Source organism: Nocardia sp. NPDC004260 (genome assembly GCF_053603155.1).
Genome location: NZ_JBSGEZ010000023.1, coordinates 72,256 through 89,952, shown reverse-complemented (window position 1 = coordinate 89,952; position 17,697 = coordinate 72,256). Strand labels below are relative to the sequence as shown.

Genomic DNA, 17,697 nt, shown 5'->3' with positions numbered 1-17,697 from the left:
CGCAATTCGGCGTTGGCCGAGCAAGCCGTCGGCCTTCTGCTCGGGCTGGGCCGAAAGCGCCGCAGCGAGTCAGGATTCGGTCGCTTGCAGATCCCGACGCCGCTGTAGGCGACTCGTGTGTGTGCGCACCGCGTCGAGGTATTCGGCGATGGCCTCCCGGTTGCGGGTGAGGCAGTCGATGCGCCGGGACATACGGGTCAGTTCGTCCTCGAGCAGGGTGAGCATTTCCGGCGTCGCCTCGTCGAACATGATGGAGCAAGGCTGGTCGAGACAGGGCAGGATCTGCTTGATGATGCGGGTGGGCAGGCCGGCGTCGAGCAGTCCCCGGATCTGGCGAACGCGGTCAACCAGACGCTCGTCGTAGGTGCGATAGCCGTTGCCACAGCGCTGCGCGGCGATCAAGCCCTGCTCTTCGTAGTAGCGCAGCAGTCGCCGAGACGTGCCGGTTCGCTCGGACAGTTCTCCGATACGCATATGTGTTCCACCTCATACCGACCCGGGTTGACCATCACATAGATGTGAAGGTTCGAGCATAGGGCTCATGAAGATTGGCATCACCACCTTCGTCACCGACGAAGGGATCAGCGGTCCGAAACTCGGTGTGGCACTGGAGGAGCGGGGGTTCGAGTCGATATTCTTGGCCGAGCACTCCCATATCCCCGCGAGCCGCAAGTCGCCCGCCCCGGGCGGCGGCGAGCTGCCGCGGCCGTACTACCGCGCGGTGGATCCGTTCGTCGCCCTCGCCGCCGTCGCGGCCGTCACCGAGCGGCTGATCCTCGGAACCGGCGTGACCCTGCTGATCCAGCGCGACGTCATCCACACCGCCAAAGAGGTCGCGACGCTCGACCTGATCTCCGGCGGGCGCTTCGTCTTCGGCGTCGGCACGGGCTGGAATCGCGAGGAGATGGCCGATCACGGCACCGATCCACGCACCCGCGGCGCACTGCTGGACGAGCAACTCGCCGCCATCCGGGCGATCTGGACCGACGAACTCGCCGAATTCCACGGCAGATTCCTGGATTTCGAGCCGATGTACGCCTGGCCGAAACCCGTGCAGCAGCCGCATCCGCCGATCTTCCTCGGCGGCGCGGAGGCGGCGGCCGAACGCGCGATCCGCCACGGTGTCGGCTGGATCCCCGCCGCCGTGACCGATCCCGCCGAAATCCCCGCTCAGCTGTCCCGGCTCCACGGGCACGACCTGCCGGTCACGGTCGCATTCGTCGCGACGGATCCCGCCCTGATCGAGGGCTATGCCGAGGCCGGAGTACAGCGGTTGCTCTTCGGCCTGCCGACCCTTCCGGAATCGGAAACACTGCACGCCCTCGACGAGATCGCGAAGGTGGCCGACCGGTTCCTGGTTTGATCCCGCCACGCTCAGACTTGCCTTGACGTCGGCGGCAAGGTCTACCGTTGCGACGCCGGTGTGGTGCGGAGATCGCGAGTACGGCGATGCGGGATCACACCGGCTCCGCTCTCCATCCGAGATGCTCCTCCGCTGGATTCGCGCCGACGCGCATACGAAGGGATGTCTGTGAAATTCGCGATCAGTTACAGCACGCCGTTCAACGGGACCGACCCCGATCGGCTCATCAGGTTTGCCCAGCATGCCGAGGAATGTGGTTTCGAGGCCCTGTACGTGCAGGATCACATCGCGTTGTACCCCCGCGCGTCCTACGGCGCTGGAGAACTGCCCGCGACACTGCCCTACTTCGATCCACTCGACTGTCTGGGTTTCGTCGCCGCGGCCACGCGACGACTGCTGCTCGGCACCGGTGTCCTGTTGCTGCCGTATCGCCACCCCGTGGTGCTCGCCAAGCGCCTGGCCACCGTCGATGTCTTGTCCAAGGGCCGCATGCGGCTGCTCACCGTCGGAATCGGGGCCCTGCCCGGCGAGGCGCAGGCGGTGGGGGTGGACTTCCACACCCGCGGTCGCCGCGCCGACGAGGCGATCGACGTGCTGCGCCTGCTGTGGTCGGGCGGTCCCGACGGCGTCGGCTATCACGGCGAGTTCTTCGACTTCGACGCTCTCTGCAGTTATCCGAAGCCGCTCGAGGCGGCCGGACTTCCGATCCACGTCGGCGGATCGAGCCGGGCTGCCGCCCGCCGCGCCGGACTGCGCGGCAACGGCTACTTCGCCGGCGGAATGCTGGAGGAGGCCGAGCGCGATCTGCAGATCGAGGTGGCGCGCAAGGCGGCCGCGGAAGCGGGCCGTGACCCGGCCGCCTTGGAGTACACGCGCTGGGGCTCGTCCGATCTGTCGGCCGAGCAGGTCGGGCAACTCGAAGAACACGGTGTGACCCGGATCGTGGTCAACCTGACCACGGCGAGCGCCGAAGAGCAGCACGACAAGATGTCGGAATTCGCCGAACGGTTCGGTCTCGCAACGAAGTAGCGGGCGGCAGCCGATCCGCGAACGCTCACACCTTCCGGAAAATCCACCTCTCCCGGTCGCTTTCCCGGTTGATCAACAGCTGCGGTCGATTGTTCTGGATCACCCCGACGACGAATTCGTCGTCGCTGGTCGCGATCGGAGAAATCTCCGGGAAATCCGGCAGGTCCCAGCCGTAATGCTCCTCGCTGCACACCAGGTGCCCATTCGCACGGATGGCCGCGAGATGGCCGCCCGTTTTCTTGTTGACGATGTCGAAATCGCCCTCTTCGGGATTGGCCGGACAGGTCCACAGCTGCGCGTCGTCGTCGGCGGCACGCTGGCGCATGGTCACGCTGTCCGCGGTGCCGTCGACCGCGAGTGCTTGGCCGGTCTCGTAATTGATGATCTGGTAAGTCGTGGCAGTCTTTTCGGCCATGGTCTCGTCCTCACTGTGTGAGCGCACCGCTACCGGGCTCGACACCGCCCGTGACGCTGCGCTGATCTCGTAGTCGTCGTCCAAGGCGAATCGCCGACAGCAAGTACAGCAGAAACGGCTCCATATCGGAGCGGATTCCCGCAGCTGTATCCAGATCGCCGTCTCCGCTCCTCGATGCGGGAGTAATTCATCCGAAAGAGGTGAGGGAACGCACGGCCGCGAATTCATATGCTGCACCGGGCGAACGAGGTTCGCGCCATCGATTGCTGTCGAGCGCACGACCTGAAGGGAGACGACCGATGACCGATACCGGCATGGGAGCCAAGCGGAAGATCGTGTCTTTGTCCGCACCGACCGAGCAGCCGCCCGCGCAGAAGAGTTCGCCCGGCTGGTACAAGCTGTACAACGACACGGACATGTACGTTTCGGTCTACCGGCAGGAATGGGACCAGCCCAAATCGCTGTTCATTCTCGCCCCCGGACAGACCAGCTCCGAGTACGAGGCGGGGCACGAGATCTCCATCCTGTGGATCACCGATGTCGGCACCGAGTCGACCCCGATCACCTGGGACAGTTCCGGCGGTTTCAGCTGCGAGTACGTGCTGAGCGGGTACACGCAGGCGAACCAGGTGAACAACGTGAGCTCCTTCCAGTAGGCGGGGCGATGAAGGCGCTGCGGTATCGAACCATCCGGGCCGCCGCCCGCCTACCAGCAGCCGCACGAAGGGAAGATCAGCGGGCGCGCGGTGATCCTCCCCAACGGATGAGCCGCGGGCAGGGCTCGGACGCCGATTGGCCGAAAGTATGGATTTTCTGACCTCAGGTGTTTGGCATCGGTCTTTGTCCAGGTCATAGCGTTGTCGTCATGAGCACACCTTCGATCGTCATCATCGGCACCGGTTTCGGGGGGCTCGGCGTGGCGATGGAACTCCAGCGTGCGGGCCTGCACGATTTCCAGATCCTGGAGCGGGCCGAGGACGTCGGCGGCGTCTGGCGGGAGAACACCTACCCCGGCGCGGGCTGCGACATCCCCTCGCCGCTGTATTCCTACTCCTACGCGCCGCGCACCGACTGGCCGAAGCGGTTCTCCCGGCAGCCGGACATCCTCGCCTACCTGCGCGGGATCGCTCGCGAGCACGATCTGCTGCCCAAGATCCGCTTCCGCACCGAGGTCACCGAGGCCGAGTTCGACGACGCCACCGGACGGTGGACCGTGCGCACCGCCGACGGCGCCGAGCTGACCTGCGATGTGCTGATCTCCGCGGTCGGGCAGCTCTCGCGGCCCGCGCTGCCGGACATCCCCGGTGTGGAGACCTTCCGCGGCACGGCCTTCCACTCCGCCGAGTGGGATCACGAAGCCGACCTGACCGGCAAGCGGGTGGCGGTCATCGGCACCGGCGCGAGCGCGGTCCAGTTCGTGCCCGCGATCGCGCCCTCGGTGGCGCAGTTGACGCTGTTCCAGCGTTCGGCCGCGTGGATCATGCCGAAACCGGACGTCGAGTACAAAGCCTGGCATCATCGCGCCTTCCGGCTCCTGCCGATCACCCGCCTGACCGAGCGGTTCGCGTTCTGGCTGTTCTGCGAGTTCCTCGCGCTGGGCATCGTCGACGTGCCGGTCATCCGCAAGCTGGTGACGCGGATCGGCCTGCGGCATCTGAAGCGCCAGGTGGCGGATCCGGACCTGCGGGCCGAGCTGACCCCCGACTATCCGGCCGGCTGCAAGCGGGCGCTGTTCTCCAACGACTACCTGCCCGCGCTCACCCGCTCCAACGTAACGGTGGAGACCACCGCGATCGCCGAGATCACCCCGGAGGGCGTGCGCACCGCCGACGGCGCGCTGCACGAGGTGGACGCGGTGGTCTACGGCACGGGCTTCAAGGGCACCGAATTCCTTTGGCCGATGCGGATCTCCGGCCGAGGCGGCCGCAAGCTGGCCGACGAGTGGTCGCAGGGGGCCCGGGCCTACCAAGGCATCACGGTTCCCGGTTACCCGAACCTGTTCCTCGTCTACGGCCCCAATACCAACCTCGGCGTCGGTTCGATCGTCTACATGATCGAATGCCAGGCCCGCTATATCCGCCAGGCCGTCCAGCGTCTCGCCGAGCGGCCGGGCCACGTGCTCGAAGTGCGCCCCGATGTCGAGGCCCGGTTCGATCGCAGGCTGCAGCAGCGGCTCGACCGCACACCGTGGAACTTCTGCTCGAGCTGGTATCGCAACGCGGCCGGGCGGATCACCAACAACTGGCCGGGCACCGTCATCAGCTATCGGTGGCATACGCGCAAGGTCGACTTCGCGGACTACGACTCGAGGCGCGTCTCTTGACGCGACCTTCTCTGCGGCAACAACTTTCGACGAGTGGTGGAGATCAGATGACGTTCGACTACGACGTGGTGGTCGTCGGTTCCGGGTTCGGCGGCAGTGTGACGGCGCTGCGGCTCACCGAGAAGGGCTACCGGGTCGGCGTGCTCGAGGCGGGAGGGCGTTTCGCCGACGACGAGTTCGCCGCGACCTCCTGGGACGCGAAGAAGTACCTGTGGGCCCCGGCCCTCGGTTGCTTCGGCATCCAGCGGCTGACGCTGTTGAAGGACACCTTCATCATGGCGGGCGCGGGCGTCGGCGGCGGCTCGCTGGTGTACGCGAACACCCTCTACGAACCGCCGGACAAGTTCTACCGCGACCGCCAGTGGGCCCACATCACCGACTGGAAGGACGAGCTCGCTCCGCACTACGACCAGGCCAAGCGGATGCTGGGCGTGACGTCCAACCCCGCGACCACGCCGTCGGACCGCGTACTGGCCGAGATCGCCGAGGAGATGGGCGTCGGCTCGACCTACCGCAGCACCCCCGTCGGCGTCCTGTTCGGCGGCAACGGCGCGCGGCCCGGTCAGGATGTGCCCGACCCGTTCTTCGGCGGCGCGGGCCCCGCCCGCAACACCTGCACGCACTGCGGCGAGTGCATGACCGGCTGCCGCCACAACGCCAAGAACACCCTGGTCAAAAATTATCTCTACCTCGCGGAGCGGGCCGGTGCGACGGTTCATCCGCTCACCACGGTGACCGATGTGCGTCCGCTGCCCGGCGGCGGCTACGAGATCTCCACCGTCCGCACCGGACGCTGGGTCCGCAGGGCGCGCCGCGAGTTCACCGCCGAGCAGGTCGTCTTCGCCGCGGCCGCGCTGGGCACCCAGAGACTGCTGCACCGGCTCCGCGACCGCGGTTCTCTGCCGGACATCTCCCCGTGTCTGGGCGAACTCTCCCGCACCAACTCCGAAGAGCTGCTCTCGATACGCAGCCGCCGCAAGGACTCCGACTTCACCAAAGGGGTGGCGATCATCTCCTCGATCCACCCGGACGAAGACACCCACATCGAGCCGGTGCGCTACGGCAAGGGCAGCAACGCCATCGGCCTCATCGGCACCGCCATGATCGACCCCGACGGGCGGACATCGAAGCTGCGCCTGTGGGCGCGAACCATGCGCGAGCTCGGACGCGACGCCTTCCACATCCAGAATCCGCGCGGCTGGTCGGAACAGATGATCGGGCTGCTGGTGATGCAGTCGGTCGACAACTCCATCACCACCTACACCACACGCGGTCTGTTCGGTCGCAAGATGACCATCAGACAAGGTGTGGGCGAACCGAATCCGACCTGGCTTCCGGCCGGGCACGAGGTGGCCCACCGGGTCGCCGACAAGATCGACGGCATCCCGGGCGCCGGTTGGAGCGCTCTGTTCGACATCCCGATGACCGGGCATTTCATCGGCGGCTGCGTCATCGGTGACTCCTCGGACGACGGGGTGGTCGATCCGTACCACCGGATGCACGGGTACCGGGGACTGCATGTCATCGACGGTTCGACCATCTCGGCCAATCTCGGGGTGAACCCTTCGCTCACGATCACCGCGCAGGCCGAGCGCGCCACCGCCCTCTGGCCGAACAAGGGTGAGCCGGATCCGCGTCCCGAGCCGGGCGCGCCCTACCGGCGCATCGCCCCCGTGCCGCCGCGCAACCCCGTGGTCCCGGCCGACGCTCCGGCCGCGCTCCGGTTACCGATCATCGAGATCAAAGGGCCGTCCGACCGGTCCGAGCCGACGGCGGACACACGCGGCTGACCTCGGGGCATGGCGGGCTGTCCACTCGCATTAATTCAGACCGGAACGCCGCCATGGGTGCGCCGGTATCGCGCTTGGAGGAACGACAGTATCCCGAACGCCATCAGCCCGAGGGACACAGCGATGAGCAGCCAAGGGCCGAGGGCGCTGGCGGCGAAATCATGCAGAACAGCGTCGACCCCCTTGGCGTTCGCCGGTTCGTAGTTCGCGGCCGCCACCACCGCGGCGAGTCCGATGCCGATGACGATTACGCCCCGCGCCAGATAGCCGATCCGGCCCAGCCAAATCACGGTCTCCCGCGAAGCGCGGGTCATCCAGCCCATTCGCAGATCGTCGAGGAAGCCCAGCCGAATCCCGCGCAGGGTTATCAGGACTCCCCCGGCCAGGATGGCCAAACCGAGGAGCAAGACGACCACTTGGCCGCCGTTCCAGCCGAGTATCCGGGCGGTCACATCGCGTGCGAGCGCGTCACTCGGCTGCGGTGTCCGGCCGTCCACGACGAACCTGAGAACGACGAAGAATGCTATGGCATAGAGGATTCCGAGAGCCAAGGCGCGCAGCCGGGGCCCGTTCGAACTTGTCGCGGGCGCGGCGGCGGCCTGCGCCAGCCGCCAGGCGGCCAGAGCCGCGAATCCGAGGACCAGGATCCACAGCAGCAGATAGCCCAGCGGCTTACCGGCGAGCGCCGCCAGCGCACCGCCCGCGGTCGGCTCGTGCTGCGCGGTGCCGACGGCCAGCATGAAGGCGAGAATGCCGATGACGATGTAGGCGATCCCGCGTGCGATGAAGCCGAAGCGCGCGGCCCCTCGCAATCCGCCGGATCTCGCATACCTGCCCGGCCCCCGACGCTCGTGCCGCCGCCACCGGCCGCCATATCGGTTGCGCCATCCGCTTCCGTAACCGGTCCGCCACCGGCTGCGCCGCACTCCGCCGGTGCGGCGCCATCGGTATCTGTCAGCATTTCGGAACAAACTCATGGTTCTCACCTCTCCATGGACCGTATTGCCCACTTCGGGTGGAATAACCGCTGCGAGAACCAGAGAGAGGGCCCTCGACGGGCGCGTCTGTACAGCACTGCTCCGAATCACCCTGCTGCCCAGACGGTTACGGTCCTCGTAGGAGCCAGCCGGGTCATGGTGCAGGTCAGCTTCTGGTCCCGGCACCACGGCTGCACGACCCTGCTCGAATACCCGGGACGCAGGTCAAGGGCGAACTCCGCCAGCGATACCTGTGAGGTTTCCGGACGCTACGCGACGTAGGTGAGGTCGGCGGCCTCGCCCGCGCGCGTCATCAGGCGCGCGACGGCCTCCGCCACCAGGCCGGGCTGCTCCAGGATCACCGAGTGTCCAGCGCTCTCGACGATCACGAAGTCCGAGTACTCGACGGCGGCGGCCATCGCGACGGAATGCGACGGGGGCGTCATCAAGTCGGCGCCACCGCACAGCACCAGCGTCGGAATCCGGGACAGAAGCCCAAGAGCCTCGGTTCGGTCGTAGACCATGAGGTCGCTCAAGAAGCTCGCCATCGTGACGATCGGCGTCTCGTTGCGCATCGCGTTGGCGAGGGCGAGCACCCGCGGGCTCACCCTGCGATCACCGAATTCCGCGGTACGGACGAGCGGGGCGAACAGCTGACAGGCCAGCAGCTTCGCGTGGTGCATCGCCCCCGGCGCGAGTCGGACGGCCGCCTGGAACGCGGAGACGACCGGGCTGCGCAGCAGACGGCCGAACCCGGCGTCGGTGAGACCGCCCGAGGCGGTCGCGAGAAGGGCGACCCCGACGACGCGGGTGCCGATCTCGTGCGGATTCTGACCGGCGTAGGTCAGCGCGGTCATACCACCCATCGAGTGGCCGACGAGGACGACCGGCCCGGTCGGTGCGACGACATCGAGAACTTCGCGCAGGTCCCGGCCGAGCTGGTCGATGTTGTAGGTCCGCGGGGGCGCGGCGGCGGACTCGCCGTGGCCGCGGTGGTCGTAGCAGACGATCCGGGCGCCTGCGTAGCGGCGCAGCAGCTCGTCGCGGACGTAGGTCCAGGATTCGCTGCGCAGGCAATGTCCGTGCAGCAGGACGACGGTGAGGTCCGCGTCCCTCGGGCCGTATTCGCGAATCGCGAGCGCCGCGCCGTCCTCGGTCCACACCGTGGCACGCCGTTCCTCCGTGGCGGCGATTGTGCTGAGAGTCGACATGGGCTGCTCCGGTTCACTGGCGGTACTCGTCCTACTTTCCGCCGTATGCGCCGCCGCCATCAGGCCCCCGAGTGCTGGGCTCCGATCCCCAAGGGGTATGCCGATCACCACCAAGGTGGGGCTGTTCGCCGGGGTGTTGTTCGGCCACCGGCGAAGGACGGGGGCGAAGCCGCGAGTGTGCGGCTAACGCACCGGATCGACCCCGAGCACACCTAGGGCGAAATCCCCGTATTGCGCGGCCACTTCCTCCGGCGTCGCCGGGCCCGACTCGCGAAACCACTGGGGGATGGCGGTGCACATGGTGGCTATGGCACGACCTGCCGCCCGAATCTGGGGATTGGCGATGCGGCGCTCGGCATGAGCCTCGGCGATCGCGTCGTCCAGGATGGCTTGGATAGCGCGACGGGAGCTGGCGATGCGCGCGCGTTCCCCCGGAGAAAGGCTGCGCATCTCGCTGGCGCCGATGAAACCGAGGTCGCGGCGGTGGGTGTGGAACAGGGCCAGCGCTTCGACGATCAGGCGCAACCGGTGGATGCTGTCGCGGCCTTCGGCGCGGGCGGCGCGCACTCGCCAGTGCAGTTCGTCCATGGTCAGATCGAGGATGCGGACCAGCAGGTCGTGCTTGTCGCGATAATGGTGGTAGAGGCCGGGAACGCTGGTGCCCGCCCGCCGGGCGATGGCGCGGACGGTCGTGCCGTGGTAGCCGATCTCTACGAACGACGCGAGGGCGGCGGCCAGCACCGGGTCGACATCCAGCGGGGCGAACTCGCGCCAGTCACCCTGCGCATCCCGCTCGGAATCGGCCCGGCCGTAGCTCGGGCGCACCGCGGGAAAGGCGCCGCCGAGCAAATGAGCGACCGGCACACCCAGCACATCGGACAAGCGAGTGAGCCGGGCGATCGAGATTCCGGTCTTTCCCGTCTCCACGGCGCTGAGCGTCGCAGGACTCACCTCGAGACGGCGGGCCACTTCGCGCAGCGACAGGCCCGCGGCGCGGCGCGCATCCCGGATCGCCTCGTGCGGCGCCACAGTCTCGTTTCGCATGTTGTTCAGAATAACTGAACATCAAACATCCACCACCCGCGCCCGACACCCGCCCGAGCTTGCCCTTTGACACCGCAGGTGCCTAATGGAACAGTGTTCAGACAGAGCGATCGTTCGGTCCGTGGACGAGGCGCTGGATGTCGAGGAGGAATGCGCGATGCCGATCGATCTGACCTATTCCGACGAAGTTCGGGCGCTGATCGATCGCACCCGGGAGTTCGTGCGGGAGACGGTGCTGCCGATCGAAGACGCGCACCTCGGCGACATCACCGCCGCGGGCGGCGACGGACTGCGCGTCACGCTGAACAAGCTCGCGCGCGAAGCCGGGGTCTTCGCGCCGCACGCGCCCGTCGAGTACGGCGGCCACGGCCTGTCGATGTCGGATCGCGCGCCGGTGTTCGAGGAGGCGGGCTATTCGCTGTTCGGCCCGACGGCGCTCAACATCGCGGCACCGGACGAGGGCAACGTCCACATGCTCGCCCACATCGCCGACGCGGAGCAGAAGTCGCGCTACCTGGAACCGCTCGCTCGCGGCGAGGTGCGCTCGGCCTTCGCGATGACCGAGCCGGCGCCCGGAGCCGGTTCCGACCCGGCGGCGCTGGCCACCAGGGCCGTCCCCGTCGACGGCGGCTGGCGGATCAACGGCCACAAGCATTTCATCACCGGCGCCGACGGGGCCGGCTTCTTCATCGTGATGGCCCGCACGTCCGGCGAACCGGGACAGCGGGGCGGGGCCACGATGTTCCTGGCGCCCGCCGACACCCCGGGCCTGCGTGTGGGCAGGCATATCACCACGCTGGACCGTGCCATGATCGGCGGACACTGCGAAGTCTTCTTCGAGGACATGTTCGTCCCCGGCGAAGCGGTGCTCGGCGCTGTCGACCGCGGCTTCGAATACGCCCAAGTGCGACTGGGTCCGGCGCGCATGACGCACGTGATGCGCTGGCTGGGAGCGGCGCGCAGAGGCCACGACATCGCCGTCGAGCATGTCGCCCAGCGTGAAGGCTTCGGTTCCCGGATCGGCGATCTGGGCATGGCGCAGAAGATGATCGCCGACAACGAGATCGACATCGCCGCCACCCGCGCGCTGCTGGTACGCGCCTGCTGGGAACTCGACAACGGAGAGCACGCGGGCAACGCCACCTCGATCGCGAAGACCTTCGCCGCCGAGGCGATCTTCCGCATCGTCGACCGCAGCATTCAGTTGTGCGGCGGGCTCGGTGTTTCCGACGACCTCCCGCTGGCGCGCCTCTCCCGCGAAGTACGGCCCTTCCGCATCTACGACGGGCCTTCGGAAGTCCACCGCTGGGCCATCGCCAAGCGTGCGGTCAGCGCGGCTCGCCGGGCGGCGGCCGACGGGTCTTCGCGCTGATCTACTGCGCGGATCTGCGCGGACGGACCGTTCGTCCCCGACGAGCGGCACTTCCGGCTCGCCGGACGGAATTGGTTCCGAGCGCAGCCGGGTCGGTCGGCCGCGCGTGCGATCCAGCGAGCGAGTATCCGCGTAACATGCGGACTTCGTGACTCCGCCGAGGCATCCGAGGGCGGCAGTTCGCCGGTGAAAGGGGCCACCGCCCTGAACCGATCGAGTCCCCGGGATGATCGAAGGAGAGCCGCATGCCAGCGCAAGACCGCCGATACCTCGTCCTCCTGATTCCGGGTGACCTCGGCGACGACACCATTCTCACGGCAATCCGTTCGGAGTTCTTCGACTGGCTGCGGAGATCCGGTGCGGAAGTCGTCGAGGACGGCGGCGCCAACCGATTGGTCATCACGTCGTCGCCGGAGACAGCCGAGCGACTCACGAGGCTCGAGTACGTGCTCACCGTCGAGCCGTACGCCTAGGCGCCGGCTCGCCGGGCTGCCGCGCACCCCGATTATCTCCGTGCACTGGGGCTCACGCCGACCGTGATCGATTGCAGTCGGTTCGATGTCAGCGGATGGAGCGATGACCCCGCCATGCCGTCAAACGCCCGTGACGGTCCTCGTTCGCCGCGACTGAGGAGCGGGCCCATGACGCCCGTCCGCCGCCGCCAGCTCTGCTGACGGCGGCGGATACCTGCTGTGGGACGAACCAGCGCGTGATCAGCGCCCGTGCTGATGGGCGGACTGACGGGCCTCGTCGACGTCGGCTTCGGCTCGCGCCTTCTCGGCCGCGGCTTCCTTCCTGGCCGCCTCGCGCTGCGATTCCGCCTTGTCCTGCTGCGCGCGACCTTCGTTCTTCAGGTCCTCATGACCGGTGACGGTGCCAGCCGCTTCCTTCACCTTGCCCTTGGCGTCTTCGACGACGCCCTCGACGCCCTCGCGAGCACCGCTTCCATGTTCAGCCACAACAACCTCCTGGAATATCGGAACAAGCTGACATCTGGCGCATACCCGGAAGACCGGCCTCGAATCCGGAGCGACCAAGTTCGGTTCGCGCGTCATGCTCTCCCCCAGGTAGGACGGGTCAGCGCAGCGGGGTGCTCGCGCTCGGTCCTTGCCGATACCGCGTCATCGTGAGCCGCTGCTCCCGGTCGTTGTACTCCGGACTCTTCGGCGCCCTCGCGATCGCGTCCCCGCTGTGGCTGATCGGCGCCGCGACGCGCGACCGTCCCGCCGATCGCGCCGACCGGTTCGGCACCGCTTTGTACCACTGTGTCGCCGCGCTGGCGATGATTTACGCCACGCTCGGCACCCACGCATCCCCACCGGAGCACGTCCACGACGCCACCGCTCGGCCTGATCTGCCGTACCCGGTGATCGGCTGGTTCGCCGCAAGGAAGTGGGGTTCCGGCCTACTGCCACGTGCAATTCGCGTTTCGGACACGTACACGCTTCTTCGTCCCCTTCTGGCACGGCGATGCCATCCGGTCAACGTCCCGCGCTCGACTGCCCCTCGCCGACACGGTGCCGGTCGATCAGCGACCGCTTATCGCTGCGTGCCGGCGCCGCCGGTGCCCGACAGTGTCAGCTCGACGGGTTCGCGCGGCTGACCAGGACGGAATACGCACCGAGTACAGGTGTAGATCGTGGGCATGCACTCGTTGCAGTGCACGCACGCCGACCGCGTCGACGCGTCCGATTGGATGCGTCGCAACAGATTCGGTTCCCGCAGCAGCGCACGGCCCATGGCGACGAACTCGAAGCCTTCTGCCCGCGCGAGCCGCATGGTGTCCAGATTCGTGATGCCACCCAGCAGGATCAGCGGCATCGACAATTCCCTGCGGAAGTGCCGTGCGCGCTCGAGCAGATACGCCTCCTGGTACGGATACTCCTTCAGGAATGCCTTGCCGACCATACGGAATCCCCATCGCGCGGGCACCGGGAGAACGTCGCCGAATGATTTCCGCGGGGCGTCACCGTGGAACAGCAGCATCGGGTTGAGCAGTGAGCTGCCCGCCGTCAGTTCCAGCGCGTCCAGGCTGCCGTCGGCTTCCAGCCACGCGGCGACCTGGATCGACTCGGGCACCGTGAGCCCGCCCCGCACTCCGTCTTCCATGTTCAGCTTCGCGGTCACCGCGAGCCTGCCGCCCACGGCTTCCCTTACCGCGGCGGCGATCTCACGCGCCAGCCGCGCCCGGTTCGCCAAGCTGCCGCCGTACCGGTCCGCGCGGCGGTTCAGTTTGGGGCTCAGGAACGAGCTGACCAGATAGTTGTGCCCGAAATGGATCTCCACCGCGTCGAAACCCGCCTCCTCGGCCAGCTTCGCCGCGCCGACATGAGCGGCCACGAGCTCGCGGATCCCGTTCTCGTCCGGGCTTCGCATCATCCGCATCGACAGCGGGCTGAACATCCGGCTCGGCGCCAGCGCCGGAACTCGGTTGGAGGCCGCGTTCGCCACCGGTCCGGCATGGCCGATCTGCGCGCTCACCGCGGCGCCCGCACCGTGCACGGCCTCGGTGAGTCTCCGCAGCCCCGGCACCGCTTCCGGGCGCAGCCAAATCTGATGCCGGTCGGTCCGGCCGCCGGGAGCGACCGCGCAATAGGCCACGGTCGTCATCCCGACGCCACCGGCGGCGACCTCGCGATGGAACTCGATCAAGTCGTCGGTCACCAGCGCGTCCGGCGTACGGCCCTCGAAGGTCGCGGCCTTGATCACCCGATTGCGCAGGGTGATCGGCCCGAGTTGGGCGGGTGCGAATACGTCGTTCATTGTTTCTCTCCTGTCGGAGCGGTCAATCCGGCCACCACGAATTCCCGGAGGGTGGCCACCGCCTCCTGCGACATCTCTCGGTGCTCCGCACTACCGAATCGCATGATGAGGAGGTCGAACGCCAACATCCACCGGCGCCTGCTCTCGCGCTCGCTCACGCCCGGCAACAGGCTCACCCACGCATCGATCCGGAACCACGGCTGCCGCCACTCGGTCACCTGCCTGCCGAGGACGAATTGCGCCAGCAGTCTCAGATGCAACCGCCCCACCGGATCGGCGGCCAACTCGACGAACGGCTCGATCACCGCATCGACCACCTCGGCGATCGACCCGTGCCCGCCGGTGACAGCGGCCAGCCGGTCCGCCCACACCGGACCCAACCGCTCCTCGAGCAACGCGGCGACCAAGGCGTCCTTCGACCCGAAGTGGTAGTGCACCGCCGCCGGGTTCGCTCCTGCCTGCGCGCAGATACCCCGCACGGACACCTCGTCGTATCGGCCTTCCAGCAGCAGTCGCTCGGCGGCCGTCAGCAGACGATCGCGGGTGGTCGCGGCGTCGGAGACCGGTTTCGGCATGCGCCCAGTCAAGCATGTTTCCATCGTTGATTCAATCATTGATTGAAACTTGTTCACGCAGGAGCCGTCACCGCGCCGAGCTATGCCCTCGTTGCCCGAGGTGGTCGACGAAAGCCGAGAGACGGCGGGGTGCCGTGCGGCGGTCAGCGGACCGGATCCAGCCGCGTCGGCGTCAGCCGGTGCGCGTGCCGAACCCACACGAGAGAACACGCGACCACACGCATCGGCCGCTCGACGGTGGGCACGGCGCCCGCCTCCGGCAGACGTTCGGCTGCCTCGATAAGCCTGTACCCGAGCCAGCGGAACCGAGTCCGATCACCGTCCTACCGGGTCACAGCAGTCCGCCAACCAGGCGCCGCGGACTGCTCCGGTCAGGAATGACCCGCGATGATGACCTCCGGGATACCGGTGCCCAGTGGGACCGGCCTGCACACCGGGGCCGGACTGCCCGGATCCAGCAGGGTGAGCAGCAACTCCTGCACGAACGGGTCGTACACCATGTGGAAGTGCCCGGTGAGGTCGGCCGGACACAGGTCTTGCAGGGCGATGTTCCGCGCGCCGGGCCCGCGCAGCGCGATGTTCTCGAACGGCTGGATCATCTCGTCGACGTGGCTGCCGACGGTCACGTACCGCACCCCGGGCACCGTGTCGCCGCCCGCGTTGAGATCGAGCATGAGCGGCGACCCCTCGACCTGCTGCACGGCGGCGAGCGAAGTCACCTGAGCGAACGCCTGCAGAGCGCCCGGGATCGCCTCGGCGACCGGCACCAGCCCGTACATCACACCGCCGTAGCTGGGCGATGCGAGGCCGACCCATTGCTCGACCTTCGGCGCACCGCCCAGTTTGTTGACGTAGTAACGAGTCACGTTGGCGCCCTGCGAGAATCCGACCAGATCGATCTTGTCCGCGTGGGTCGCCGCGAGCACTCGATCGACGAACGCACCGACCTGGTAGGCACTGAGCACCAGATCCTCGGTGCCGTAGCTGTGCGCGCCGGGCTTGCCGCCGTAGTTCAGCGCGAATACGCAGAATCCGGCCGCGGTCAGCTGCGGCGCGATCCCCGCCCAGTCGGAATAGGCTGTGGAGTCGGTCCCGTGCGCGAGCACCACCGGACGGGGATGCCGGGCGCTGGGCACGCAGCCGAAATCGTTGGTACCGCTCGGGACCGCGTTCGGATGACTCTTCTGATACCACGCGGCGGCCAGGTGGTCCGATTGCGGTGGAGCGGCGTACGTCGGCACGTCGGGCGGGCGGAAGCCGAGCGGCTCGGCCGACGCCACGCCCGGGCCGAGCGTGGCCACACCGGCCACCACGAAGGCCAGCACGGCATCGCGCAAGTGTGAAACGCCCCAAGTTCTCGCTCGGCTCGACTGTCGCATCTCACAATGATCCCTCTGATCGGCTCGAAATGCGCGCGGTATAGGGGTGTTTCGCCTCCCCTACTTCTCGGGGGTCTCGTCCTCGGCGAGGATGCGGTAAAGGGACTTGCGGGTCTCGGTGAGCAGCTCCGCCGCCCGCGCCGCCTGCTGCGGGGTGCCTGCCGCCGCGACCTGGGCCACCGCCCCCATCAGCTGTCCCACGAGCGCGCGCAGGTCCATCGCCTGAGCGCCGACGTCCTGCTGCACGTCCGCCCACGGATCGCCCAGCTCGTCCCGGTGCGCGGCGACGTACTCGGTGCCGGACTCGGTGAGCTTCGCGGTCTTGCGCCCGGCGACTTTCTCGATGAGAACCAGGCCCTCGTCCTCCAGTTGCGCCAGCGCGGGGTAGATCGATCCGGGGCTCGGCCGCCAGATGTCGTTGCTGCGCTCACGGATCTGCTGGATCAGTTCGTAACCATGCATGGGCTGCTCGGCGAGCAGCAACAACACGGCCGCGCGTACGTCACCACGCCTACCCCGGCCGCCGCGTCCGCGCCCGCGTCCGAAATGCGGGCCGAAGCCAGGCCCGAAGCCGGGACCGAAGCCCGGCCCGAACTCCGGGCCGAAGCCGCGATGTCCGCCGCGGCGGAAGCGCCGCCCGTGCTCGAAGCCCTCGTGACCGGGCACCGGCCCGCGGCCACGCCGGCCGAATTCTCGATGTTCTCGGTGTTCCATGTCAGCCTCCCAAGGCTCTCGTGTTCGAATCATGTTATCGACGATATATCGGCAATACATCGAATGCAAGGCCCGGTTTCGGCATGCGCGCCCCGGCCGGAGGTCAGCTCACCAGCGAATCGATCCAGCGCGACAGCCGCGCCCCTTCGGCGACCATCAGTCCGGGATCACGAAAAGTGTTGGTGAGCAAGGAAATTCCTTGATAGGCCGCGACATAGGCGATCGCGAGCTCCTTCGCGTCCGCGCGTCCCATCGCGGCGAACTGCCGTTCAGCCCAATCCACCAGCACGCGCATCACCTCGGCGGCCGCGGTATCGAGCCCGTCCGCCCGCTTGTCCAATTCCGAGGACAAAGTGCCGAACGGGCAGCCGTAACGCACAGTCTGCTCACGATCGGCGACCCATCCCGCGATCAGGGCCTTCAGCCGCCCCGAAGGCGTCTCGTGCCGGTCGCTCGCGGCGATCACGGCATCGAGAATGCGCGCGTGCGAGCCGATCGCCGCCTCGATGAGCTGGTCTTTCGTCTTGAAGTAGTAGTAGACGTTGCCGACCGGAACGTCCGCGGCACGCGCGATGTCGGCGATCGTCGTCTTCTCCACGCCCTGCTGGTAGAACACCCGCACCGCAGCTTCGACCAGCCGCTCCCGCTTGCCCGATCCGGCCTTCGCCTGTGAGTCAGTCACACAACTAACTGTAGACAGCGCGGCGATGACCGGCTACCGTCTTTTTAGTCAGACAACTAA

At 67.6% G+C, this 17,697-nt stretch carries 18 protein-coding genes; 7 read left to right on the top strand and 11 right to left on the bottom strand.

The annotated features are described in order from the left end of the window. Positions 1 to 69 precede the first annotated feature (69 nt). Positions 70 to 474 carry a MerR family transcriptional regulator gene (locus tag ACWEO7_RS16075; RefSeq protein ID WP_452424034.1) on the bottom strand — a complete coding sequence of 135 codons (405 nt, stop codon included), beginning with the start codon at positions 472 to 474 and terminating at the stop codon, positions 70 to 72. Between the two features lie 67 nt (positions 475 to 541). On the opposite strand from ACWEO7_RS16075, the gene ACWEO7_RS16070 reads away from it, so the two are divergent. Both ACWEO7_RS16070 and ACWEO7_RS16065 read left to right on the top strand, forming a co-directional pair. Next, positions 542 to 1,363, top strand: coding sequence for an LLM class F420-dependent oxidoreductase (locus ACWEO7_RS16070; RefSeq protein WP_452424032.1), 822 nt, complete (start codon positions 542 to 544; stop codon positions 1,361 to 1,363). A gap of 168 nt (positions 1,364 to 1,531) precedes the next feature. Beyond that, the gene (locus ACWEO7_RS16065) at positions 1,532 to 2,392 is read left to right on the top strand and encodes a TIGR03619 family F420-dependent LLM class oxidoreductase (protein WP_452424030.1); all 861 of its coding nucleotides are present in this window, start codon (positions 1,532 to 1,534) and stop codon (positions 2,390 to 2,392) included. Between the two features lie 25 nt (positions 2,393 to 2,417). Here ACWEO7_RS16065 and ACWEO7_RS16060 read toward each other — a convergent pair whose 3' ends face one another. Then, on the bottom strand, positions 2,418 to 2,807 hold the full coding sequence (locus ACWEO7_RS16060) for an RICIN domain-containing protein (RefSeq protein WP_452424028.1): 390 nt from the start codon (positions 2,805 to 2,807) through the stop codon (positions 2,418 to 2,420). 299 nt (positions 2,808 to 3,106) lie between these two features. On the opposite strand from ACWEO7_RS16060, the gene ACWEO7_RS16055 reads away from it, so the two are divergent. The 3 genes from ACWEO7_RS16055 (at position 3,107) to ACWEO7_RS16045 (ending at position 6,920) form a co-directional block, all read left to right on the top strand. After that, positions 3,107 to 3,463 carry a hypothetical protein gene (locus ACWEO7_RS16055; RefSeq protein ID WP_452424026.1) on the top strand — a complete coding sequence of 119 codons (357 nt, stop codon included), beginning with the start codon at positions 3,107 to 3,109 and terminating at the stop codon, positions 3,461 to 3,463. Positions 3,464 to 3,672: 209 nt separating this feature from the next. After that, on the top strand, positions 3,673 to 5,130 hold the full coding sequence (locus tag ACWEO7_RS16050; protein WP_452424024.1) for a flavin-containing monooxygenase: 1,458 nt from the start codon (positions 3,673 to 3,675) through the stop codon (positions 5,128 to 5,130). 47 nt (positions 5,131 to 5,177) lie between these two features. Beyond that, positions 5,178 to 6,920, top strand: coding sequence for an FAD-dependent oxidoreductase (locus ACWEO7_RS16045; RefSeq protein WP_452424022.1), 1,743 nt, complete (start codon positions 5,178 to 5,180; stop codon positions 6,918 to 6,920). A gap of 35 nt (positions 6,921 to 6,955) precedes the next feature. Here ACWEO7_RS16045 and ACWEO7_RS16040 read toward each other — a convergent pair whose 3' ends face one another. The 3 genes from ACWEO7_RS16040 to ACWEO7_RS16030 all read right to left on the bottom strand — a co-directional run bounded on the left by ACWEO7_RS16040 (position 6,956) and on the right by ACWEO7_RS16030 (position 10,152). After that, positions 6,956 to 7,732, bottom strand: coding sequence for a DUF1206 domain-containing protein (locus ACWEO7_RS16040; protein ID WP_452424020.1), 777 nt, complete (start codon positions 7,730 to 7,732; stop codon positions 6,956 to 6,958). A gap of 434 nt (positions 7,733 to 8,166) precedes the next feature. Continuing rightward, positions 8,167 to 9,108, bottom strand: coding sequence for an alpha/beta fold hydrolase (locus tag ACWEO7_RS16035; protein ID WP_452424018.1), 942 nt, complete (start codon positions 9,106 to 9,108; stop codon positions 8,167 to 8,169). A gap of 183 nt (positions 9,109 to 9,291) precedes the next feature. Further along, positions 9,292 to 10,152, bottom strand: a complete 861-nt coding sequence (locus ACWEO7_RS16030; RefSeq protein ID WP_452424016.1) for a TetR family transcriptional regulator — start codon at positions 10,150 to 10,152, stop codon at positions 9,292 to 9,294. Between the two features lie 157 nt (positions 10,153 to 10,309). On the opposite strand from ACWEO7_RS16030, the gene ACWEO7_RS16025 reads away from it, so the two are divergent. Further along, positions 10,310 to 11,524 (top strand): acyl-CoA dehydrogenase family protein, encoded by a 1,215-nt coding sequence (locus ACWEO7_RS16025; RefSeq protein ID WP_452424051.1) that lies wholly within the window; start codon positions 10,310 to 10,312, stop codon positions 11,522 to 11,524. Positions 11,525 to 11,769: 245 nt separating this feature from the next. Further along, entirely contained in the window at positions 11,770 to 11,997 is a 228-nt protein-coding gene (locus tag ACWEO7_RS16020) for a hypothetical protein (RefSeq protein WP_452424014.1), read from the top strand. 240 nt (positions 11,998 to 12,237) lie between these two features. On the opposite strand, the gene mbp1 is transcribed toward ACWEO7_RS16020, so the two are convergent. From mbp1 to ACWEO7_RS15990, 6 genes are all read right to left on the bottom strand, one after another. Continuing rightward, on the bottom strand, positions 12,238 to 12,483 hold the full coding sequence (gene mbp1 / locus ACWEO7_RS16015; protein ID WP_450015688.1) for a microaggregate-binding protein 1: 246 nt from the start codon (positions 12,481 to 12,483) through the stop codon (positions 12,238 to 12,240). A 580-nt stretch (positions 12,484 to 13,063) separates the two neighbouring features. Beyond that, a complete protein-coding gene (locus ACWEO7_RS16010; protein WP_452424013.1) occupies positions 13,064 to 14,287 on the bottom strand; it encodes an NADH:flavin oxidoreductase in 1,224 nt (407 codons plus the stop codon). Then, positions 14,284 to 14,862 (bottom strand): TetR/AcrR family transcriptional regulator, encoded by a 579-nt coding sequence (locus ACWEO7_RS16005; RefSeq protein ID WP_450015684.1) that lies wholly within the window; start codon positions 14,860 to 14,862, stop codon positions 14,284 to 14,286. Before ACWEO7_RS16005 ends, ACWEO7_RS16010 begins: the two co-directional genes overlap by 4 nt. Before the next feature lie 371 nt (positions 14,863 to 15,233). Next, entirely contained in the window at positions 15,234 to 16,241 is a 1,008-nt protein-coding gene (locus ACWEO7_RS16000) for an esterase/lipase family protein (RefSeq protein WP_452424011.1), read from the bottom strand. A gap of 60 nt (positions 16,242 to 16,301) precedes the next feature. After that, positions 16,302 to 16,955: a PadR family transcriptional regulator gene (locus ACWEO7_RS15995; protein WP_452424009.1), complete on the bottom strand. Its 654-nt coding sequence runs from the start codon at positions 16,953 to 16,955 to the stop codon at positions 16,302 to 16,304. A 103-nt stretch (positions 16,956 to 17,058) separates the two neighbouring features. Then, positions 17,059 to 17,637, bottom strand: a complete 579-nt coding sequence (locus ACWEO7_RS15990; protein WP_452424007.1) for a TetR/AcrR family transcriptional regulator — start codon at positions 17,635 to 17,637, stop codon at positions 17,059 to 17,061. Positions 17,638 to 17,697: the final 60 nt, after the last annotated feature.

Bases quoted from the DNA above. Each gene is read 5' to 3' on its own strand.
- ACWEO7_RS16075 (WP_452424034.1), bottom strand. From the start codon at position 474: ATGCGTATCGGAGAACTGTCCGAGCGAACCGGCACGTCTCGGCGACTG.
- ACWEO7_RS16070 (WP_452424032.1), top strand. From the start codon at position 542: ATGAAGATTGGCATCACCACCTTCGTCACCGACGAAGGGATCAGCGGT.
- ACWEO7_RS16060 (WP_452424028.1), bottom strand. From the start codon at position 2,807: ATGGCCGAAAAGACTGCCACGACTTACCAGATCATCAATTACGAGACC.
- ACWEO7_RS16055 (WP_452424026.1), top strand. From the start codon at position 3,107: ATGACCGATACCGGCATGGGAGCCAAGCGGAAGATCGTGTCTTTGTCC.
- ACWEO7_RS16050 (WP_452424024.1), top strand. From the start codon at position 3,673: ATGAGCACACCTTCGATCGTCATCATCGGCACCGGTTTCGGGGGGCTC.
- ACWEO7_RS16045 (WP_452424022.1), top strand. From the start codon at position 5,178: ATGACGTTCGACTACGACGTGGTGGTCGTCGGTTCCGGGTTCGGCGGC.
- ACWEO7_RS16035 (WP_452424018.1), bottom strand. From the start codon at position 9,108: ATGTCGACTCTCAGCACAATCGCCGCCACGGAGGAACGGCGTGCCACG.
- ACWEO7_RS16030 (WP_452424016.1), bottom strand. From the start codon at position 10,152: ATGCGAAACGAGACTGTGGCGCCGCACGAGGCGATCCGGGATGCGCGC.
- ACWEO7_RS16025 (WP_452424051.1), top strand. From the start codon at position 10,310: ATGCCGATCGATCTGACCTATTCCGACGAAGTTCGGGCGCTGATCGAT.
- ACWEO7_RS16020 (WP_452424014.1), top strand. From the start codon at position 11,770: ATGCCAGCGCAAGACCGCCGATACCTCGTCCTCCTGATTCCGGGTGAC.
- ACWEO7_RS16010 (WP_452424013.1), bottom strand. From the start codon at position 14,287: ATGAACGACGTATTCGCACCCGCCCAACTCGGGCCGATCACCCTGCGC.
- ACWEO7_RS16005 (WP_450015684.1), bottom strand. From the start codon at position 14,862: ATGCCGAAACCGGTCTCCGACGCCGCGACCACCCGCGATCGTCTGCTG.
- ACWEO7_RS16000 (WP_452424011.1), bottom strand. From the start codon at position 16,241: ATGCGACAGTCGAGCCGAGCGAGAACTTGGGGCGTTTCACACTTGCGC.
- ACWEO7_RS15995 (WP_452424009.1), bottom strand. From the start codon at position 16,955: ATGGAACACCGAGAACATCGAGAATTCGGCCGGCGTGGCCGCGGGCCG.